This is a genomic window from Aeromonas sp. QDB14 (genome assembly GCF_027707845.1).
GTDB classification, from domain to species: Bacteria; Pseudomonadota; Gammaproteobacteria; order Enterobacterales; family Aeromonadaceae; genus Aeromonas; species Aeromonas caviae.
Genome location: NZ_JAPCJD010000011.1, coordinates 1 through 14222 on the forward strand (window position 1 = coordinate 1; position 14222 = coordinate 14222).

The following is a 14222-nucleotide window of genomic DNA, read 5'->3' on the forward strand; positions in this document are numbered from 1 at the left end:
GGGCGGTGAAGATATCAAAGACCCGTTTTCCGGTAAATCGCAATGCGGCTCCGCTTAAGTGAACAGCATTGGGGCATGCCCGGCTTTTTCTATTGCGCTGCCCTTCCCTCAGGGTTTGACCAGTTTTTGCAGCGCCTCGAGTTCGCGCTGGGCTTCCAGCAACTCGGCCTGGGACTCCTCCAGCTTGGACTGCTTCTTGGCGATCTTGTCCGGCTTGCCCGATACCCGTGCGCTCTGCAACTCGGCCAGCCGCTCTTCCACTTCTTCCCTCTGCTTGACCACCTTGCGTTGCTGCTCCTCAAGGAGCCCGGCATCGGTACAATGGGCCTCCAGGTTGCGCAGTGCCCGCTCAAGACCGGCTACCTGCTCCTGGTTGTTGTGCGCCCTGGCGAACGCAAGCTGATCCGTCACGGCCTGCTGTCTGGCCTTGCAGCCGATGTTTTCACTACCATATGCTTGCCCGGCCAACAACAATAAGCCTATTCCGGCGATCTTCCACATAAAAACCTCTTTGTTCTGTCATACTGGATGGCCGTCCATGAGACCTGACTCCCTGTGTGAGGTCAAGACACACGGGGCCGGGCTACGACAGAGTGTGCTCTGTATCATGCCGGGCCGCTTTCGCCAAAGCTACAATGGCCCTTTCAATCAGGAGAGCCACATGACCCAACACATTCTCATCATTGCCAACGGCGCCCCCTATGGCAGCGAGTCCCTGTTCAATGCCCTGCGCCTCGGCATCGCCCTCAAAGAGGAGGGAAAGGTAGACCTCAACCTCTTCCTGATGTCGGATGCCGTCACTGCTGCTCTGGCCGGGCAGGCTCCGGCCGAGGGCTACAACCTGCGCCAGATGCTGGAGATACTGCTGGCTCAGGGCACCCGGATCCGGCTTTGCAAGAGTTGCACCGATGCGCGCGGCATCACCCCGCTACCCCTTGTCGAGGGCATAGAGATAGGCACCCTCCCCTTGCTGGCCCAATGGACTCTGGCCGCCGACAAGGTGCTGACCTTCTAGCCGTCAGGGCCCGGCCCGGACCAGCGCAGGGCGCGAGGTCCGGGTACTCAGACCATAGAGCATCAGGATCACCAGGCAGAGCAGCGCCATCAGGGCATAAAGCCAGCTCCCGCCCCAGTGGGCCAGCACCCAGCCTCCCAGCAAGGCCCCCATGGCCACCCCGAGTCCGGAGATGGAGGCCGCCCCGAAATAGCTCCCCTTCAAATGACCAGGCGCCATCTGATCGATCAGCACATTGAGCAAGGGGAAGAGGATGCACTCCCCGACGCTCAGGAGGATCACCGCCACTATCCAGTGCCACCAGATGGCGGTATCCCCCAGCGCAAACTGCAACTGGGCGCCGAGAAAGAGCGCCACCCCGAGTTGCAGCTTGCGCCGCGTGGACCAGCGGGCAGTCAGGTGCAGCAGGGGGAACTGCAGCATCACTATGGTCAGCGCGTTGGTCGTCACCAGCCAGCCGATGAGCCGCTCCACCTCCGGCGTCCCCGCGCGGGTCAGATACTGGATGAGGGGCGACTCGAACTGTGCATAGACCAGCATCAGCAGCAGATTGGCCATGATCAGCAGCAGAAACCCCCTGTCCTGCCAGAGCACCCGCAGCACGGCACGCATGCCGGGCCCGGCCGCCTGGCTGGTGTGGCAACCCGCCAGCCTGAACCCGATGACAAAGACGATGCCAAGCAGCAGATAGCTGGCACTGAGCAACAGGAAGGTCTCCTGACGCGCGCTCAGGCCATAGGTGACGCCGAGCAGAGGACCGATGGCCGCCCCCAGGTTGAGCAGGAAATAACGCAGGTGCAGCGCCAGCTCACGGGCTTTGGGCTCGGCCAGATTGTCGGCCATCAGTGCCTTGCCCGGTGAGTCGATGAGACCGTAGGAGAGTCCGCTGCCGATCACCCCGAGTGCCAGCCAGCCCACCTGGTGGGAGAGGCCGAGCAGGGCCACGCTGGCGGCGGAAACCAGGCAGCCGAACAGCAGGATGTTGCGCCGCCCCCATTTGTCCGAGAGCCAGCCGCCATAGAAGCTGACGAGAGTGGAAAGCGCCGCCGTCGCCCCCAGGATGGCGCCTATCAGGGTCGCCGAAAGTCCGTAGTCACGGTAGAGCAGGATGGAGAGAAAGGGCCAGACCATGAAGAAGGTGGTACGCACCATGAAAGTGCCCAGGATGACGATCCAGACCAGGGAAGGAAACTGCCTGAGGTAGGCCCATGACATGCTGCAATTCCTTTTGCCAACGAAGCGGGGTCGTCCCTTATATCAAGGGGCGCCAAAAGGAACAAGGAGACAATCTGCGCCATGCCGGGCGACAGGCACAAAAAAGCCGACCCAAGGGTCGGCTCTTTTACATACGGCAGCCTTATTCGGCAGCCGGCTCTTCGACGGCAACGGCAGCAGGAGCAGCAGCCGCTTCGGTCGGTGCGTTCGCTTCCTTGATGGAGAGACGCACACGGCCCTGACGGTCCACTTCCAGTACCTTCACCTTCACCACGTCGCCGATTTTCAGGAAGTCGGCCACGTTCTGCACGCGGGCATCGGTGATCTGGGAGATATGCACCAGACCGTCTTTACCCGGCAGGATGTTGACGAAGGCGCCGAAGTCAGCCAGGCGCACGACCTTGCCTTCGTAGATGCGGTTCACTTCGATCTCGGCGGTGATGGCCTCGATACGGCGGATCGCTTCCATGGCGGCTTCGTTGGCCACGGCGGAGATGCGAACGGTACCATCATCATCCAGCTCGATGTTGGTGCCGGTCTCTTCGGTCAGTGCACGGATCACGGAACCACCCTTGCCGATCACGTCCTTGATCTTCTCAGGATTGATCTTGATGGTGTGGATGCGCGGTGCGAAATCGGAGATCTGAGCACGGGGAGCCTGGATAGCTTCGTCCATCACTTTCAGGATGTGCAGACGAGCGCCACGAGCTTGCTTCAGGGCAATCTCCATGATCTCTTTGGTGATGCCTTCGATCTTGATGTCCATCTGCAGCGCGGTCACACCTTCGCTGGTACCGGCTACCTTGAAGTCCATATCGCCTAGGTGATCTTCGTCACCCAGGATGTCGGACAGCACGACGAAACCTTCTTCTTCCTTCACCAGACCCATGGCGATACCGGCAACGGAGGCCTTGATCGGCACACCGGCATCCATCAGCGCCAGGGAGGAACCACAGACAGACGCCATGGAGGAGGAACCGTTGGATTCGGTGATTTCAGAGACCACGCGCACCACGTACGGGAACTCGGCGGCGCTCGGCATCACGGCAGCAACGCCGCGCTTGGCCAGACGGCCGTGACCGATCTCACGACGCTTCGGGCTGCCCATCATGCCGGTCTCGCCGACGCAGTAGGGCGGGAAGTTGTAGTGCAGCATGAAGCGATCGGCGCGGTTGCCGGTCAGCTCGTCGATGTTCTGGGCGTCACGCTCGGTACCCAGCGTGGCCACCACGATGGCCTGAGTTTCACCACGGGTGAACAGGGCAGAACCGTGGGCACGGGGCAGGATGCCGGTACCGACGGAGAGGGCGCGGATCATTTCCGGATCGCGACCGTCGATACGCGGCTCACCACGTACTACGCGACCACGGACGATGCGGCTCTCCAGGCTGTGGAACTCTTCGCCGATCTTCTTGGCATCTTCTTCCACGCCGGATGCGATGACTTGCTCGACGACGCGGCCCTTGATGGCAGCGATGGTTTCGTAACGAACAGCCTTCTCGGTGATGCGGTAGGCTTCACCCAGTTCGCTGGTCGCCAGTTCGGCAACTTTGGCTTTCAGCGCTTCGTTGACGGCAGGCGGGGTCCAGTCCCAGGGCTTGGTACCGACGTCGGCAGCGAATTCATTGATGGCGTTGATCACGGTCTGCATCTGCTCGTGACCGTAGACCACGGCGCCCAGCATCACCTCTTCGGAGAGGATGGCCGCTTCGGATTCCACCATCAGCACCGCATTGGCAGTACCGGCAACCACCAGATCCAGATCGCTCTGGGGCAGTTCGGTAGTGGTCGGGTTCAGCACATACTGACCGTTCATGTAACCCACGCGGGCTGCACCGATCGGGCCGCCGAACGGGATGCCGGAGATGGCCAGGGCCGCGGAGGCACCGATCATGGCAACGATGTCGGGAGAAACGGCCGGGTTCACGGACATGACGGTGGCAACCACCTGAACCTCATTGAGGAAGCCTTCCGGGAACAGCGGACGGATGGGACGGTCGATCAGACGGGAGATGAGGGTCTCACCCTCGCTCGGACGGCCTTCACGACGGAAGAAACCACCCGGGATACGACCAGCAGCATAGGTACGCTCCTGATAGTTGACGGTCAGCGGGAAGAAATCACGGCCGTGATCGGCCTCTTTCTTGCCAACGACAGTCACGAAGACACAGGTATCGTCCATGCTGACCATGACGGCCGCAGTGGCTTGACGGGCCATCACACCGGTTTCCAGTGTGACGGTGTGTTGACCGTACTGGAATGACTTTACAATAGGATTCACGTGAATTTCCTTTTAACAATTTGGCGCTTTAAATTCGCGTGCAAGTATACTTGATTCGCATCAAAAGGTAAGCGCGGACGTCAATTCTGTGAGGCAGGCAACGGCCTGCATCCTGTTTGAAACGGGCAATAAAAAAGGGGAACCTCGCGGTTCCCCTTTTTTGCGAAATCTGATGGTCGATTAACGACGCAGACCCAGCTTGGCGATCAGAGCAGCGTAGCGCTGAACGTCTTTACGCTTCAGGTAGTCCAGCAGCTTACGACGCTGGGAAACCATGCGCAGCAGACCGCGACGACCGTGGTGATCCTTGGCGTGCTCCTTGAAGTGACCTTGCAGATGGTTGATCTGGGCAGTCAGCAGGGCAACTTGCACTTCGGGGGAACCGGTGTCGTTGGCGCCACGAGCGTTGTCGGCAACGATTTGAGCTTTGATCTCAGCATTTAGAGACATGGTATTACTCCAGTAGAGTGTTTAAAGGTTCACAGCCAATCTCTAATTCAGCCGTGAAATGAGGGCGGTATCATAATCGTCCCGGCCCCTTTTCGCAACGGGAAAGACGCGTGACAGACCGATACCACCTGAGGATCACTCCTCGTCGTGGTAGCGAACCAGACGCTTGGGCGCCACGCGCCCCTCGTCATCGATCTCGCCAACCCCGATGAATTCGCGCTCCGGGCCAACCGTCATGCGGACCTGGCCACTTTGGGGGCTACCTGCCACCTGCACGGCCTGACCCTGGTTCACATAGGCGGCCACGGCGACCAGCATGTTCACCTCGGGCAGAGAGGCCACAGCGGTGTCCATCGGCAGCAACAGGGGATCCAGCTGCTCCCGTGGCGGAATGCTTTCGGCCTTGGCCTGCTCGAAGATACACTCGAGCTGCTCCAGGGTCAGCATCCGCTCGTAGGGGTAGCTCGCCACCTGGGTGCGACGCAGCTGGGTGACGTGAGCGCCACAGCCCAGCACTTCCCCCAGATCGTCCACCAGGGAGCGGATATAGGTACCCTTGCTGCAATGCACTTCCAGCTTCACCTCGTCCCCCTCGAAGCCGAGCAGCTTGAGTTCGAAGATGGTGATGGGACGGGCTTCCCGCTCGATCTCGATCCCTTCACGGGCATATTCGTAGAGCGGGCGGCCGTTGTGCTTGAGGGCGGAGTACATGGACGGCACCTGCATGATGGGGCCGCGGAACTGGTCCAGCGCCTCGATCAGGGTGCCCACCGCCACGTTCACCGGGCGGGTGGAAACCACCTCGCCGTCGGAGTCGCTGGTATTGGTGCGCTCGCCCAGCTTGGCGGTCACCTCATAGCGCTTGTCCGCTTCCAGCAGATACTGGGAGAACTTGGTGGCCTCCCCGAGGCAGATCGGCAACATGCCGGTGGCCAGGGGGTCCAGGGCGCCGGTATGGCCAGCCTTGGCGGCGTTGTAGATCCGCTTGACCTTCTGCAACACATCGTTGGAAGTCAGGCCGGTCGGTTTGTCCAGTAGCAGGATGCCGTGTACGTCACGGCCTTTGAAACGACGTCTACGAGACATCTCAGGCGTTATCCTCAGTCATGTCATCCGGTGCGGATTGCTCTTCGTCACGACCGGCTTCAGTCATGCGACGCTTGTCTTCACGCACAGTGTTGGTCACCAGGTTGGAGAGGCGCATCCCCTCGACCAGGGTCTGGTCGTAGTAGAAACGCAGCTCGGGCACCACCCGCAGACGCATGGCGCTGCCCAGCAGGCTGCGGATGTAACCGGCAGCCTCGGTCAGGCCCTTGAGCCCTTCCTTGATGCGCTCGGCGTCATTCTCCAGTTGCAAGAAGGTGACATAAACCTTGGCATAGTTGAGGTCCTTGGAGACCTCCACGTCGGAGACGGTCACCATGCCGATGCGCGGGTCTTTCACCTCGCGCTGCAGGATCAGCGCGATTTCACGCTGGATCTGCTGTCCGACCCGACGGGTCCGGCTGAATTCTCTGGCCATATTCTATCCTGCGATAAAAGGGGGCCGCGGCCCCCTATTTTGTCTAACTCTCGGCTTACAGAGTCCGTTGGATTTCAACGGTCTCGTACACCTCGATCTGGTCGCCTTCGCGCACGTCGTTGTAGTTCTTGACCGCGATACCACACTCGTAGCCGTTGCGAACTTCGTTGACGTCATCCTTGAAGCGGCGCAGGGATTCCAGCTCGCCTTCATAGATAACCACGTTGTCACGCAGAACGCGAATGCGGTTGGAACGCTTGACCACACCTTCGGTGACCATACAGCCAGCAACGGCGCCGAACTTCGGCGACTTGAAGACGCTACGCACTTCAGCCAGACCGATGATCTCCTGACGATACTCAGGAGCCAGCTTGCCGCTCATGGCCTGCTTCACTTCGTCGATCAGGTCATAGATGACGGAGTAGTAACGCAGATCCAGGCTCTCGGATTCGATGACCTTGCGCGCAGAAGCGTCGGCACGGACGTTGAAGCCCACCAGGATGGCGCTGGAAGCCGCGGCCAGGGTCGCGTCGGTTTCGGTGATGCCACCTACGCCGGAACCCACGATCTTCACCTTCACTTCGTCGGTGGAGAGTTTGACCAGCGCATCGCAGATCGCTTCCACAGAGCCTTGTACATCGGCCTTGATCACCACGTTCACTTCCGACACTTCGCCCTCGGTCATGTTGGCGAACATGTTTTCCAGCTTGGCCTTCTGCTGGCGAGCCAGCTTGACTTCGCGGAACTTGCCCTGACGGTAGAGCGCCACTTCACGGGCTTTCTTCTCGTCACGCACGACCGTGGCTTCGTCACCGGCAGAGGGAACGCCGGACAGACCCAGAATTTCCACTGGCAGAGAGGGACCGGCTTCCTTGATCTCGCGACCCAGTTCGTCACGCATGGCGCGAACCCGGCCGTACTCAAGACCACACAGCACGATGTCGCCCTGACGCAGAGTACCTTCCTGTACCAGCACGGTGGCAACCGGACCACGACCTTTATCCAGGAAGGATTCGATCACGACGCCGTTGGCCATGCCGTCAACCACCGCTTTCAGCTCCAGGACTTCGGCCTGGATCAGGATGGCTTCCAGCAGGTCGTCGATGCCTTCGCCAGACTTGGCGGAGACGTGCACGAACTGGCAATCGCCACCCCAGTCTTCGGACATGACGTTGTAACGGGCCAGCTCGGTCTTGACGCGATCCGGATCCGCTTCAGGCTTGTCGATCTTGTTCACCGCAACAACCAGCGGCACACCGGCTGCCTTGGCGTGCTGGATGGCTTCGATGGTTTGCGGCATCACGCCGTCGTCAGCTGCAACAACCAGAACAACGATGTCGGTCGCCTTGGCACCACGAGCACGCATGGAGGTAAACGCCGCGTGACCCGGGGTATCCAGGAAGGTGATCATCCCGCTGTCGGTCTGGACGTGGTACGCACCGATGTGCTGGGTAATGCCACCGGCTTCGCCCGCCGCGACCTTGGCTTTACGGATGTAGTCCAGCAGCGAGGTCTTGCCGTGGTCGACGTGACCCATGATGGTCACGACCGGCGCACGCGGCTTGGCTTCGGAGGTCTCGTCACGATCGCTAAGTACCGCCTCTTCCAGCTCGTTCTCACGGCGCAGCACCACCTTGTGACCCATCTCCTCGGCGACCAGCTGAGCGGTCTCCTGGTCGATCACCTGGTTGATGGTGGCCATGGCGCCCATCTTCATCATCACCTTGATGACTTCAACGCCCTTGACGGCCATTTTGTTGGCGAGCTCCGCCACTGTGATGGTCTCGCCGATGACGACGTCACGGTTGACCACGGCAGCCGGCTTGTTGAAGCCGTGTTTCATGGCGTTCGGCATGGCCATCTTGCCACGCTTGCCTTTGCGGGCACGGGGATCGCGGGAGTTGCGGTCATTGCGGTCGTCTTCGCGACGGCCGACTTTCTTCGGCGCCTTGGCAGCGGCAGCCGTGCGACGGCTGGTCTCTTCCTTACGATCCAACTCATCTTCGGCCGCTTGCGCGTGCTTGTTGGTGGTCAGATGGTAATCGCTGCTCTCTTTGGCGCGAGCCGCTTCTTCTTCAGCCCAGCGGGCCGCATTCTGTTCCGCCATGATGCGAGCCTCTTCGGCTTTCTTCGCGGCGAGTTCTTCAGCTTTTTGCAAAGCTGTCTGTTCCTGTTGGCGCTTCAGTTCTTCTGCTTCGCGCTTGGCCATCTTTTCTGCCTCTTGCTGAGCTGTGCTACCGGCTGCTTTGGCGGGCTGTTGAGCCTGTCGAGCCTTCTGTTGTGCCTCGATCCGCGCCTTTTCCTCAGCTTCACGACGAGCCTGCTCAGCCTCACGGCGAGCCTTCTCTTCAGCGTCGAGGCGGGCCTTCTCTTCGGCCTCGCGACGAGCTTTTTCTTCTGCTTCCAAACGCGCTGTTTCCTCGGCTTCCGCCTGGCGCTGTTCATCTTCCAGCGCCGAGCGTCTTACATAGGTGCGAGACTTGCGCACTTCTACCTGCACTTCCTTGTTCTTGCCACCAGTCCCCTGAACACTCAGAGTGCTCTTGGTCTTGCGCTGCAAGGTCATGCGAGCAGGTGCGGTGACCTCGTCACCTCCATGCTGTTTCTTCAGATGTGCCAGCAGAGTCTGTTTCTCAGACTCGCTGACCATGTCGTCGGCCTTGCTCTTCACGATACCGGCATCGACAAACTGCTGGAGAAGACGATCAACCGGCGTGTCGATGTCAGTGGCAAGTTGCTTAACTGATACTTCTGCCATTCATTTTCCTCCGTTTGACCTTATTCAGACTGCTCTTCTCCGAACCAACAGATATTGCGAGCAGCCATAATGAGCTCACCAGCCTTCTCGGCGGTCAACTCTTCGATGTCGGCAAGGTCATCGATACCTTGCTCTGCCAAATCTTCCAGTGTGCCGACACCGCGAGCGGCCAGAGCATAGGCCATTTCACGGCCGAGGCCGGAGAGATTGAGCAGTTCTTCGGAAGGCTCAACGCCTTCAAAGGATTCTTCTTTGGCCAGGGCCTTGGTGGTCAGGGCATCCTTGGCACGCTTGCGCAGCTCTTCGACCATGTCTTCATCCAGACCGTCGATGGCCAGCAGCTCGTTGACCGGGACGAAGGCGATCTCTTCCAGGGTGGAGAAGCCCTCTTCCATCAGCAGGCCGGCGAAATCGTCGTCGATGTCGAGGGTGCTGGTGAACAGCGTCAGGATGCGGTCGTTCTCGGCCTGGTGCTTGGCACGCATGTCCTCGACGGTCATCACGTTCAGTTCCCAACCGGTCAGCTGGGAGGCCAGACGTACGTTCTGACCGTTGCGGCCGATGGCCTGGGCCAGGTTGGCTGCTTCCACGGCGATGTCCATGGTGTGGTTGTCTTCATCGACGATGATGGAGGCCACATCGGCTGGCGCCATGGCGTTGATCACGTATTGGGCCGGGTTGTCATCGTACAGCACGATGTCGGCACGCTCACCGCTCAGCTCGGCGGAGACGGCCTGAACGCGGGCACCACGCATGCCGATACAGGCACCGATCGGGTCGATACGACGATCGTTGGTCTTGACCGCGATCTTGGCGCGGGAGCCCGGATCACGGGCAGCGCCCATGATTTCAATCATCTCTTCGCCGATTTCCGGCACTTCGATGCGGAACAGCTCTTTCAGGAAGTCCGGGCTGGAGCGGCTGACGAACAGCTGGGAACCACGGGCTTCCGGACGCACGGCATACAGCAGGCCACGGATACGGTCGCCGGGACGGAAGGTCTCACGGGGTAGCATGTCGTCACGGAAGATCACGGCTTCGGCATTGCTGCCCAGATCCAGGATCACGTTGTCGCGGTTGCTCTTCTTGACCACGCCGCTGATGATGGTGCCTTCCTTGTCCTTGAACTGGTCAACGACCTGGGAACGCTCAGCCTCGCGCACTTTCTGCACGATGACCTGCTTGGCGGTCTGGGTGGTGATACGGTCGAAGGTCACAGAGTCAATCTGGTCTTCAACATAGTCGCCGATCTGGATATCCGGCTGCTCGATCTTAGCGGCTTCGAGAGTGATTTCCCCGTACGGGTTCTCCATGGAAGCCTGATCGGCCACCACGACCCAACGGCGATAGGTGTCATAGTCACCGGTCTTGCGATCGATCTCGACACGCACTTCAATCTCACCTTCGTATTTTTTCTTGGTCGCAGTCGCCAGCGCAGTCTCCAGAGCCTGGAAAATCTTCTCGCGGGGGACAGCCTTCTCGTTGGACACAGCGTCAACGACCAGCAAAATCTCTTTATTCATATCCGATAGCCTCGTTAACCAAAGTTCGGCACTATGTTCGCTTTTTGGATATTGGTGAAAGCCAACACCTCGTCCTTACCATCTACCGTCAGAGTGATCATGTCCCCCTGCACGGCTTTGATTACGCCTTTGAACTTGCGGCGGTTGTTTGTTGCCATCCGAAGCGTTACCGCCGCCTCCTGGCCAACGTATTTTTCGAACTGGGCGACCTTGAACAGTGGACGATCCAGACCCGGGGAAGACACCTCAAGGTAGTACTCCTCGGTGATGGGATCTTCGACATCCATGATGGCGCCGACCTGGCGGCTCACCTCGGCACAGTCTTCCACCGTCACGCCTTGCTCCGAGTCGATGAAAACGCGCAAGGTCGAGTGCTTACCCGCACGGATAAACTCGATACCCCACAGTTCAAAACCCAAGGCAACGACCGGAGCCTCGAGCAGATCGGTCAAACGTTGTTCCAACGTAGCCAAAGTCACCCTCCGAAAAACGAAAAAAGGGCATATAGCCCAGATAGAAATAGATTCAGAGTAAATTGCACATAACAAAAAGCCCCGATGTCAAATCGGGGCTTGGCGCTTTACCCTGATTGTCGCCTCGCAGCGACCGCCTTCCTGAGCGTAGGAAATGCGTGAAATTTGGTTGCGGGGGCCGGATTTGAACCGACGACCTTCGGGTTATGAGCCCGACGAGCTACCATGCTGCTCCACCCCGCGTCCGAAATCGTGCGAGATTATAGCCACTTCACACTCGTGAGACAAGACTCAGCGGCTATAACATCCCGGTTACCCGGGTTCACTGCTTAATTGGTGCCGTGGGCGGGACTCGAACCCGCACACCCTAGAGCACTACCCCCTCAAGATAGCGTGTCTACCAATTCCACCACCACGGCAAAACTCTTATTCGGGAACGTCAGTATCTTTCCTCACTGGCGCTTTGCTCTGCTCAACTTGTTGAGTCTGTTGCAGATTTTCCCATTCACTACCCTGTTTGACCTTGTTGCTGGACATGGAACCCAGAACCAGACTAATCAAGAAAAACAGAGTAGCCAAAATCGCTGTTGTGCGGGTCAGGAAGCTCCCTGAACCACCGGAGCCGAATACAGTATTCGATGCCCCTGCGCCGAAGGAGGCGCCCATATCAGCCCCTTTACCTTGCTGAATCATCACCAGACCAATCAGAGCCAGCGATACCAGCAGATAAACGACCAAAAGAATCTCGTACATTTAACTTGCACCCTTTGCCGCTTCAACTATTCCTAAAAACGCCTCGCCATCAAGACTTGCCCTGCCTATCAGACCGCCATCAATATCGGGCTGCGCAAACAAATCTTGTGCATTGGCCGGTGTCACGCTCCCACCATAGATGATTCTGACTTTCTCACCTATTACCGGAGTATCCTCCGCCAAGCGACCGCGAATAAAGGAATGAACCTCTTGTGCCTGCTCGGGTGTGGCGCATTTACCTGTACCTACAGCCCAGATTGGCTCGTAGGCGATGATAGCATTATCGAAAGCCATCGCGCCATTTTTCTCTATGACGATGTCCAGTTCCTCGGCAATCACCTCAAAGGTTCTTCTTGCCTGCCTCGCCGCGCCTGACTCACCCAGACAAAGTATGGGTATCAGACCTGCTGCTCTGACTGTCGCAAACTTCTCTGCGACGATAAAACTGGTCTCACCAAAGAGACGCCTGCGCTCGGAGTGGCCAACAAGTACATATCGGCAACCTGCCTCGACCAGCATCTCACACGAGATTTCACCCGTATAAGCGCCCTGTCTGTGCTGGCTCACGTTCTGAGCCCCCAGCTTCACTCTTCCCTGCTCACCGAGCAGTTCGGCTGTGAAACCGAGATGCACATGGGATGGACACAAGACCATATCTACGTCTTCATCAATGCGCTCTGTGCACTGACTCGTAAACTGCTCTAACTGCGACCTACTACCGTGTAACTTCCAGTTGGCTGCTACAAACGGCTTGCGATGTCCCATCGGCAACTCCCTTGCGAAAGCGGGGCTGATAATATCCAGAGGATGCTCAGCTGACAAGTGCTATTTTCAAATTTTCGAATCGTTTGAACAAGATACAACCAAGGCGACTAAAAAGCCGCCTTGGTTGTTCATTAAAACGCCGATTCGACCTGTTTGGCGATGCGCTCTGCCATATCGCGCACCTGCTGTTCGTGTTCACCTTCGACCATGACCCGGATCAGGGGCTCGGTGCCAGATTTGCGCAACAGCACCCGGCCACGGCCGGCCAGTTCCTGCTCCACTGCCGCCACTTCCTGCTGAACGGCACCGGAGGTCAGCGGATCCTTGCCTTCGGCGAAGCGCACATTGACCAGCACTTGCGGGAACTTGCTCATGCCCGAACGCAATTTGGCCAGCGGCATCTCGGCACTGCGCATGGCCGTCAGCACCTGCAGGGCGGCGACGATACCATCCCCCGTGGTGGTCTGATCCAGGCAGATGATATGACCGGAGTTTTCGCCCCCGATGCGCCAGCCCTTCTCGTTCATCATCTCAAGCACGTAGCGGTCACCCACCTTGGCACGGGCAAAGGGGATGCCCAGGGTCTGAAGTGCAAGCTCCAGCCCCATGTTGGCCATCAGGGTGCCCACCACACCGCCCTTGAGGCGGCCATGGCGCAGGGCATCCCGGGCGATGATGTAGAGGATCTCATCCCCGTCGATGATGTAACCAGTGCTGTCCACCATCACCAGACGGTCGCCGTCACCGTCGAAGGCGACGCCGAGATCTGCCTTGCATTCCTGGACCTTGGCGGCCAGCGCCTCCGGTGCTGTGGAACCGACACCGTCATTGATGTTGAGCCCATCCGGGCTGCAGCCGATGGCGATGACTTCGGCACCCAGCTCGCGGAAGACGGAAGGGGCGATGTGGTAGGTGGCACCATGACCGCAATCCACCACCATTTTCAGCCCTTCCAGGCTCAGATTGGAGGGGAAGGTGCTCTTGCAGAATTCGATGTAGCGACCAGCCGCATCATCAATGCGCTGCGCCTTGCCAAGCTCCGCGGACTCCACGCACTTGAGTTCGTTGTCGAGCTCGGCTTCGATGGCCAGCTCGACATCATCGGGCAGCTTGGTGCCGTCGGCGGAGAAGAACTTGATGCCGTTGTCGTAATAGGGGTTGTGGGATGCACTGATGACGATGCCGGCTTCGGCACGGAAGGTGCGAGTCAGGTAGGCAACCGCCGGGGTGGGCATGGGTCCCATCAGTATGGCTTTGAGACCGGCGGCGGAGAGCCCCGCCTCCAGTGCCGACTCCAGCATGTAACCGGAGATACGGGTATCCTTGCCGATCAGCACCTTCTTGGTCCCTTTCTTGGAGAGCACCTTGCCGGCGGCCCAGCCGAGTTTCATGACGAAATCCGGGGTGATCGGGTATTCACCCACCTTGCCGCGCACGCCGTCGGTGCCGAAGTACTTTCTGGTCATT

Annotated in this window: 13 protein-coding genes and 2 tRNA genes; 1 reads left to right on the plus strand and 14 read right to left on the minus strand. The window is 59.1% G+C overall.

The genetic code is table 11. The annotated features are described in order from the left end of the window. Window positions 1-108 precede the first annotated feature (108 nt). Complete coding sequence (locus PG887_RS05575) at window positions 109-501, minus strand: DUF1090 domain-containing protein (protein WP_039041125.1); 393 nt, start codon at window positions 499-501, stop codon at window positions 109-111. Between the two features lie 160 nt (window positions 502-661). Between PG887_RS05575 and PG887_RS05580 the strand changes: the two genes are divergently transcribed. Then, the gene (locus PG887_RS05580) at window positions 662-1015 is read left to right on the plus strand and encodes a DsrE/DsrF/TusD sulfur relay family protein (RefSeq protein ID WP_010675361.1); all 354 of its coding nucleotides are present in this window, start codon (window positions 662-664) and stop codon (window positions 1013-1015) included. Window positions 1016-1018: 3 nt separating this feature from the next. Here the strand turns inward: PG887_RS05580 and PG887_RS05585 are convergent, their stop codons facing one another. The 13 genes from PG887_RS05585 to glmM all read right to left on the minus strand — a co-directional run bounded on the left by PG887_RS05585 (window position 1019) and on the right by glmM (window position 14221). Beyond that, window positions 1019-2230, minus strand: coding sequence for an MDR family MFS transporter (locus PG887_RS05585; protein ID WP_042880137.1), 1212 nt, complete (start codon window positions 2228-2230; stop codon window positions 1019-1021). A gap of 142 nt (window positions 2231-2372) precedes the next feature. After that, the gene (gene pnp / locus PG887_RS05590; RefSeq protein ID WP_104455440.1) at window positions 2373-4511 is read right to left on the minus strand and encodes a polyribonucleotide nucleotidyltransferase; all 2139 of its coding nucleotides are present in this window, start codon (window positions 4509-4511) and stop codon (window positions 2373-2375) included. 180 nt (window positions 4512-4691) lie between these two features. Beyond that, window positions 4692-4961, minus strand: coding sequence for a 30S ribosomal protein S15 (gene rpsO, locus PG887_RS05595; protein ID WP_010675364.1), 270 nt, complete (start codon window positions 4959-4961; stop codon window positions 4692-4694). A gap of 135 nt (window positions 4962-5096) precedes the next feature. Next, window positions 5097-6047, minus strand: a complete 951-nt coding sequence (truB, locus tag PG887_RS05600; RefSeq protein ID WP_010675365.1) for a tRNA pseudouridine(55) synthase TruB — start codon at window positions 6045-6047, stop codon at window positions 5097-5099. Between the two features lies 1 nt (window position 6048). After that, on the minus strand, window positions 6049-6483 hold the full coding sequence (gene rbfA / locus PG887_RS05605; RefSeq protein ID WP_270821319.1) for a 30S ribosome-binding factor RbfA: 435 nt from the start codon (window positions 6481-6483) through the stop codon (window positions 6049-6051). A gap of 55 nt (window positions 6484-6538) precedes the next feature. Then, the gene (gene infB, locus PG887_RS05610) at window positions 6539-9241 is read right to left on the minus strand and encodes a translation initiation factor IF-2 (RefSeq protein WP_043153231.1); all 2703 of its coding nucleotides are present in this window, start codon (window positions 9239-9241) and stop codon (window positions 6539-6541) included. A gap of 20 nt (window positions 9242-9261) precedes the next feature. After that, window positions 9262-10764, minus strand: coding sequence for a transcription termination factor NusA (nusA, locus tag PG887_RS05615; RefSeq protein ID WP_270821320.1), 1503 nt, complete (start codon window positions 10762-10764; stop codon window positions 9262-9264). 14 nt (window positions 10765-10778) lie between these two features. Next, complete coding sequence (gene rimP, locus PG887_RS05620) at window positions 10779-11237, minus strand: ribosome maturation factor RimP (RefSeq protein ID WP_010675370.1); 459 nt, start codon at window positions 11235-11237, stop codon at window positions 10779-10781. A gap of 166 nt (window positions 11238-11403) precedes the next feature. Further along, window positions 11404-11480, minus strand: a tRNA-Met gene (locus tag PG887_RS05625). 91 nt (window positions 11481-11571) lie between these two features. Beyond that, a tRNA-Leu gene (locus tag PG887_RS05630) sits at window positions 11572-11656 on the minus strand. 7 nt (window positions 11657-11663) lie between these two features. Further along, window positions 11664-11990 carry a preprotein translocase subunit SecG gene (secG, locus tag PG887_RS05635; RefSeq protein ID WP_270821321.1) on the minus strand — a complete coding sequence of 109 codons (327 nt, stop codon included), beginning with the start codon at window positions 11988-11990 and terminating at the stop codon, window positions 11664-11666. Beyond that, window positions 11991-12755 carry a triose-phosphate isomerase gene (gene tpiA, locus PG887_RS05640; RefSeq protein WP_270821322.1) on the minus strand — a complete coding sequence of 255 codons (765 nt, stop codon included), beginning with the start codon at window positions 12753-12755 and terminating at the stop codon, window positions 11991-11993. 131 nt (window positions 12756-12886) lie between these two features. Then, a complete protein-coding gene (gene glmM / locus PG887_RS05645) occupies window positions 12887-14221 on the minus strand; it encodes a phosphoglucosamine mutase (RefSeq protein WP_069652095.1) in 1335 nt (444 codons plus the stop codon). Window position 14222: the final 1 nt, after the last annotated feature.

What these genes read in the sequence shown, in the direction of transcription:
- PG887_RS05575 (WP_039041125.1), bottom strand. Translation starts at nt 501, where the DNA reads ATGTGGAAGATCGCCGGAATAGGCTTATTGTTGTTGGCCGGGCAAGCA.
- PG887_RS05580 (WP_010675361.1), top strand. Translation starts at nt 662, where the DNA reads ATGACCCAACACATTCTCATCATTGCCAACGGCGCCCCCTATGGCAGC.
- PG887_RS05585 (WP_042880137.1), bottom strand. Translation starts at nt 2,230, where the DNA reads ATGTCATGGGCCTACCTCAGGCAGTTTCCTTCCCTGGTCTGGATCGTC.
- rpsO (WP_010675364.1), bottom strand. Translation starts at nt 4,961, where the DNA reads ATGTCTCTAAATGCTGAGATCAAAGCTCAAATCGTTGCCGACAACGCT.
- truB (WP_010675365.1), bottom strand. Translation starts at nt 6,047, where the DNA reads ATGTCTCGTAGACGTCGTTTCAAAGGCCGTGACGTACACGGCATCCTG.
- rbfA (WP_270821319.1), bottom strand. Translation starts at nt 6,483, where the DNA reads ATGGCCAGAGAATTCAGCCGGACCCGTCGGGTCGGACAGCAGATCCAG.
- infB (WP_043153231.1), bottom strand. Translation starts at nt 9,241, where the DNA reads ATGGCAGAAGTATCAGTTAAGCAACTTGCCACTGACATCGACACGCCG.
- nusA (WP_270821320.1), bottom strand. Translation starts at nt 10,764, where the DNA reads ATGAATAAAGAGATTTTGCTGGTCGTTGACGCTGTGTCCAACGAGAAG.
- secG (WP_270821321.1), bottom strand. Translation starts at nt 11,990, where the DNA reads ATGTACGAGATTCTTTTGGTCGTTTATCTGCTGGTATCGCTGGCTCTG.
- tpiA (WP_270821322.1), bottom strand. Translation starts at nt 12,755, where the DNA reads ATGGGACATCGCAAGCCGTTTGTAGCAGCCAACTGGAAGTTACACGGT.
- glmM (WP_069652095.1), bottom strand. Translation starts at nt 14,221, where the DNA reads ATGACCAGAAAGTACTTCGGCACCGACGGCGTGCGCGGCAAGGTGGGT.